The sequence below is a fragment of the Bacteroidota bacterium genome (assembly GCA_034723125.1).
Classification (GTDB): domain Bacteria; phylum Bacteroidota; class Bacteroidia; order CAILMK01; family JAAYUY01; genus JAYEOP01.
In genome coordinates this window covers 1-3,527 of the sequence record JAYEOP010000200.1, presented here as the reverse complement: position 1 = coordinate 3,527, position 3,527 = coordinate 1, and the positions used below count along the sequence as shown (strand labels likewise).

Sequence of the window (3,527 nt, the reverse complement as noted above, 5' to 3'; positions counted from 1 at the left end):
GTCATTAAATTGTCATTAAGTTACAAAACCCAATGACAGCTTGGCTAAATGACTATTAATGACAATTGAATGACTTTTACATTCACATCCATTATTAATTCAAAGCCCAGTAATACAAAGTTTTCTTAGTGCCACTAATTATAAAGTTTTTTTATGTTTTTCTCATATTTAGCTTCTACAACTTTCCTTTTAACTTTCATAGTAGGAGTAAGTTCGCCTGTATCTACCGTCCAGTCATCTTGTACTATAGCAATTTTTATAATACGTTCATGTTGGTTAAACAATTTATTGTATTCATTAACTTCTTTCATGAATTGCTTAATAACTTCAGGATTTTTTATTACTTCACTTCTGTTACCAAAGCCATGACCTTCTCTAATACACCATGCTTTAAGGTGTTGAAACTCAGGAACAATTACTGCTGAAACAAATTTTTCATTTTCACCTGTAATCATTACTTGCTCAATAAATTTAGATTCTCTAAGTTTATTTTCAATAAGCTCAGGAACAACATATTTTCCCATTGAAGTTTTAAATGCAGATTTTGAACGACCTGTAATTTTAAGGTATTTACCATCTTCCAAATGTCCTATATCGCCAGTATGAAACCAACCATCTTCATCAATTACTTGTTTTGTTAGTTCCGGTGCTTTGTAATATCCTTGCATCAAGTTTGGTCCTTTGGTAAGTATTTCACCGTTTTCTGCAATTTTTACTTCAACACCTTCTAATACTAAACCAACTGTTCCAAATCTTTTTCCTCCGGGGTCAAATGTATTTACAGCAATAACAGGAGATGTTTCTGTAAGTCCATATCCTTCAATAACCGGTACTTTTGCTGCCCAAAAAATATGTGCCAGTCGTTTTTGAAGTGCCGCACCACCAGATACAGCAACTTTAATATTTCCGCCAAATGCTGCTCTCCATTTATTAAAAACAAGCTTATCGGCAATTTTTAATTTAAAGCAATACCATGCAGAATTGTTTTCTTCTTTGTATTTCATACCAAGTTTAACAGACCAGTCAAAAATTGCTTTCTTAATTCCTTTCAATTCTCTTCCTTTAAACATTATTCTGTCATATACTTTTTCAAGCAGTCTCGGTACAGTTGTAAATCCTTCAGGTTTAATTTCCTGTATATTATCCACTATTGTTCCCAGACTTTCAACATAGTAAATTGAAGCACCAATATTTTGAAATGAATAATTAAGCATCCTTTCATAAATATGACAAAGTGGGAGGTAGCTCAATACCTTTGATGTGGAATCTAAAGGTATAATTGGTTTTACGGCTACAAAGTTACTTACAATATTTGCATGAGTAAGAACAACTCCTTTAGGTTTTCCTGTGGTTCCTGAAGTATAAATTATTGTAGCAATATCATCAGGCTTAATTGAATTCTTAATTTCATCAACTTTCTCTTTTAAAGGATTTTTTTCTCCCATCTCAAGAATTTCAGTCCATTGTTTATCATGTGTTTTAAGTTTTTCAAAACTATATACATCTTTGATAACCTCAGATTCTTCAGCAATTTTCTTTATTCTTGAATAAATTAAATCAGAAGAGATAAATACTAATTTTGCTTCCGAATGATTAAGAATATAATCATACTCGCTTTCGGTAACATTGGGATAAATAGGAACATGAATAGCTCCAATTTGCATAATTCCCATATCAGCATAATTCCATTCAGGTCTGTTGTTAGAAATAGTCGCAATTTTATCACCCGCTTTTATGCCAAGAGCCAAAAGACCATAACTAAAATTGTTTACAGTATCAACAAATTCATCAGTGCTATAATCTTTCCATTTTCCATCAATTTTTGCTCCGAAAGTATTTGGTTTATTAAATTCATTTTTGTGTTGTTCCAAAAGATCAAATATTCGAGTTATTTTCATAATACTAAATTTAAGTTTACATTTTTTTTAAAATAAAGGCTTCAAAGATATGCCTAATAAATTTAGCGAAACTTCCTTAACTTATGCTATAAAACATATTTTTTGTAGAAGTACCTATGAAATAACTGTATAGAATAGAAGGTGTGAGCAAAGCACAAAAACACCAGTACTATTTAGTGCCTCTAAGAAAAACGTATATTTTTGACTGTTAGAATATTATGTGTATTTTGTCGCTTGAATCTAATGTCATAAAGTAGTCATTTAATTGTCATTAAGTTACAAAACCCAATGACAATTTAATGACTTTTACATTCACATCCATTATTAATTCAAAGCCCAAGTATAATGAGTAATACAAAGTTTTATTAGTGCCACTACTTCAATAATTTAATCCTAATTGTTGTTCCTTGTTTTATCTCTGAGCTTTTAACAAAAATTTGCCCTTTATGATACAATTCAATAATTCTTTTTGATAATGAAAGACCTAAGCCCCAGCCACGCTTACGTGTTGTATATCCTGCTTTAAATATTGTTTTATACTTTAATCTAGAAATACCTTTTCCGTCATCACTAATATCAATTACAACATTTTTTGCTTCCTCTTGAATGTCAAATGTTATTGTTCCTATACCTTCCATTGCGTTAATTGAATTTTTACAAAGATTTTCAAGAACCCAATCAAATAAGGAAGATATTACCAGTGCTTTGGCATTTTTGTTTGAATTTTCATTGAATTTAATTATTACTTGTTTGGATATTCTGGGAATCAAGTATTCTAATGAGGATTCAATTTCATCATGAATATTTTTTAACTCAGGTTTTGGTACTGTACCTATTTTTGAAAAACGACTAGTAATTTTCTCTAACCTGAAAATATCATTATCCAGCTCTTTTATAATTTCTTTTTGAGATTCATCCTGTCTCATTTTAAAGTTTTCGGAAAGAGCCAGTAGGGAAGAAACAGGTGTACCAAGCTGGTGTGCAGTTTCTCGGGACATTCCTGTCCATACTTTGTTTTGTTCATATTTCCATGATGAGCTAAAAGCAAAATAGGCAATGAAAATAAATAAAATGACAAGAAGAAGTTGGATAAAAGGATAAATCTTTAGTTGAGTAATCAGCTTGGAATCTTTGTAATAAATTAAATTTTTATTGTTTGGAGAATAATTAATTTCAATAACATTATGTTGCTTTTTCATTATATCAAGCTGTTTCAATAAATACTCTTTATTCTCACTTCTCTTCTCATCCAAATTTCTTTGTTCAAGGATGTTGCCGTTAGTGTCTGTTAAAATTATAGGAATATTTTCATTTGATTTTATAATTTTAAATAAAAAGGAAATATCCTGACATTGTTCTTCAGCAGTAAGATTATTCAACTGCTTATACGCATCAGCAAACAAACTTATCATCTTGTATTGTTCCTTTGATAAACTATTTACAAGAATATTTGTATAAATAAGAGTACTTAAAGAAATAAGTATTGCAAACACAAAAATTACAATTTTCCAATATTTCTTTTGTTGGTAATTTATCATTGTAGATTTATATTTCGACAAAAATAATGAATTTTTGTGTAGCATTTGTATAGGTTTTTATTTTTTTATAAAAATGTAAAATATTTCCTTT

Annotated in this window: 2 protein-coding genes; both read right to left on the bottom strand. The window is 29.6% G+C overall.

Translation table 11 applies throughout. The features are described from left to right. Positions 1–134 precede the first annotated feature (134 nt). Complete coding sequence (locus U9R42_05855) at positions 135–1,898, bottom strand: long-chain fatty acid--CoA ligase (GenBank protein ID MEA3495545.1); 1,764 nt, start codon at positions 1,896–1,898, stop codon at positions 135–137. Positions 1,899–2,272: 374 nt separating this feature from the next. Beyond that, positions 2,273–3,481, bottom strand: coding sequence for a HAMP domain-containing sensor histidine kinase (locus U9R42_05850; protein ID MEA3495544.1), 1,209 nt, complete (start codon positions 3,479–3,481; stop codon positions 2,273–2,275). Positions 3,482–3,527: the final 46 nt, after the last annotated feature.